Origin of the sequence: uncultured Escherichia sp. (genome assembly GCF_948475835.1) — a bacterium.
Lineage (GTDB): Bacteria > Pseudomonadota > Gammaproteobacteria > Enterobacterales > Enterobacteriaceae > ECMA0423.
This window is the reverse complement of record NZ_CAOLGM010000240.1, coordinates 1-2419: the sequence shown is the minus strand read 5'-3', so window position 1 is coordinate 2419 and position 2419 is coordinate 1. Positions and strand designations below refer to the sequence as shown.

The following is a 2419-nucleotide window of genomic DNA, read 5'->3' as shown; positions in this document are numbered from 1 at the left end:
ATCCCCTGCCAGCACGGCAGTTTGCTGCGGATTTAGCCCCAGTTTGCGAAACAGTTGCAGGTCTTTATCTTCTTCCGGATTCGGCGTGGTTAGCAGTTTGCAACCGTAGAAAATCGAGTTTGCGCCTGCCATAAAGCACATCGCCTGAGTCTGTTCGTTCATCTGCTCGCGTCCGGCAGAAAGGCGCACGTAAGAGGTTGGCATCATGATCCGCGCGACCGCAATGGTGCGAATAAAATCAAAGGCATCGACATCATCGTTATCGGCAAGCGGCGTGCCTTTCACCTTCACCAGCATGTTGATTGGTACGCTTTCCGGCGGCGTCGGCAGGTTTGCCAGTTGCAGCAATAATCCGGCGCGATCTTTTACCGTTTCGCCTAAGCCCACAATGCCGCCAGAACAGACTTTGATCCCGGCATCGCGCACTTTTTCCAGCGTATCGAGGCGTTCCTGATAAGTGCGGGTGGTGATGATATTGCCGTAAAACTCCGGCGAGGTGTCCAGGTTGTGGTTGTAGTAATCCAGCCCGGCGTTCGCGAGGCGCTGCGCCTGAGATTCACTCAACGTGCCCAGCGTCATACACGCCTCCAGCCCCATCGCTTTTACCCCCTGCACCATTTGTTCCAGGTACGGCATATCGCGTTCGTGGGGATTCTTCCACGCCGCGCCCATACAGAAGCGCGTCGATCCTGCCGCTTTCGCTTTGCGCGCCGACTCCAGCACCTGTTCAACTTCCATCAACCGCTCGGCTTCCAGCCCGGTTTTGTAGCGCGAGCTTTGCGGGCAGTATTTGCAATCTTCCGGACAAGCTCCGGTTTTAATCGACAGCAACGTGCTGACCTGTACCTGACGAGGATCGAAATGCTGACGATGCACCTGCTGCGCTTCAAACAGCAGATCCAGCAACGGTTTTTCAAATAATTCTGTGACTTGCGACAATGTCCAGCGTGGGCGGTGAGCCATGGGGCTTCTCCAAAACGTGTTTTTTGTTGTTAATTCGGTGTAGACTTGTAAACCTAAATCTTTTCAATTTGGTTTACAAGTCGATTATGACAACGGACGATCTTGCCTTTGACCAACGCCATATCTGGCACCCATACACATCCATGACCTCCCCTCTACCGGTTTATCCGGTGGCGAGCGCCGAAGGTTGCGAGCTAATTTTGTCTGACGGCAGACGCCTGGTTGACGGTATGTCGTCCTGGTGGGCGGCGATCCACGGCTACAATCACCCACAGCTTAATGCGGCGATGAAGTCGCAAATTGATGCCATGTCGCATGTGATGTTTGGCGGTATCACCCATACGCCAGCCATTGAGCTGTGCCGCAAACTGGTGGCGATGACGCCGCAACCGCTGGAGTGCGTTTTTCTTGCGGACTCCGGTTCCGTAGCGGTGGAAGTGGCGATGAAAATGGCGTTGCAGTACTGGCAAGCCAAAGGCGAAGCGCGCCAGCGTTTTCTGACCTTCCGCAATGGTTATCATGGCGATACCTTTGGCGCGATGTCGGTGTGCGATCCGGATAACTCAATGCACAGTCTGTGGAAAGGCTACCTGCCAGAAAACCTGTTTGCTCCCGCCCCGCAAAGCCGCATGGATGGCGAATGGGATGAGCGCGATATGGTGGGCTTTGCCCGCCTGATGGCGGCGCATCGTCATGAAATCGCGGCGGTGATCATTGAGCCGATTGTCCAGGGCGCAGGCGGGATGCGCATGTACCATCCGGAATGGTTAAAACGAATCCGCAAAATGTGCGATCGCGAAGGTATCTTGCTGATTGCCGACGAGATCGCCACCGGATTTGGTCGTACCGGCAAACTGTTTGCCTGTGAATATGCAGAAATCGCGCCGGACATTTTGTGCCTCGGTAAAGCCTTAACCGGCGGCACAATGACCCTTTCCGCCACACTCACCACGCGCGAGGTTGCAGAAACCATCAGTAACGGCGAAACCGGCTGCTTTATGCACGGGCCAACTTTTATGGGCAATCCGCTGGCCTGCGCGGCTGCAAACGCCAGCCTGGCGATTCTCGAATCTGGCGACTGGCAGCAACAGGTGGCGGATATTGAAGTACAGCTGCGCGAGCAACTTGCCCCCGCCCGTAATGCCGAAATGGTTGCCGATGTGCGCGTGCTGGGGGCAATCGGCGTAGTCGAAACAACTCGTCCGGTGAATATGGCGGCGCTGCAAAAATTCTTTGTCGAACAGGGTGTCTGGATCCGGCCTTTTGGCAAACTGATTTACCTGATGCCGCCCTATATTATTCTCCCGCAACAGTTGCAGCGTCTGACCGCAGCGGATAACCGTGCGGTGCAGGATGAAACATTTTTTAGCCAATAACGGGAAGTCAGCGTGTGGGTTTCTGGCTACACTTTCTGCAAACTAGAAAGGAGGGTTCATGAAACTCATCAGTAATGATC

The 2419-nt window shown here is 54.7% G+C and carries 2 protein-coding genes; one reads left to right on the top strand and one right to left on the bottom strand.

Annotation, left to right across the window (positions count from 1 at the left end):
* Positions 1 to 963, bottom strand: a 963-nt coding sequence (bioB, locus tag QZF50_RS23475) for a biotin synthase BioB (RefSeq protein ID WP_109553039.1), incomplete at its 3' end; no start/stop codon positions are given.
* A gap of 86 nt (positions 964 to 1049) precedes the next feature.
* Here bioB and bioA point away from each other — a divergent pair.
* Positions 1050 to 2339 (top strand): adenosylmethionine--8-amino-7-oxononanoate transaminase, encoded by a 1290-nt coding sequence (gene bioA / locus QZF50_RS23470; protein ID WP_290389033.1) that lies wholly within the window; start codon positions 1050 to 1052, stop codon positions 2337 to 2339.
* Positions 2340 to 2419: the final 80 nt, after the last annotated feature.

Coding starts and splice junctions, on each gene's coding strand:
- bioA (WP_290389033.1), top strand. CDS start 1,050: ATGACAACGGACGATCTTGCCTTTGACCAACGCCATATCTGGCACCCA.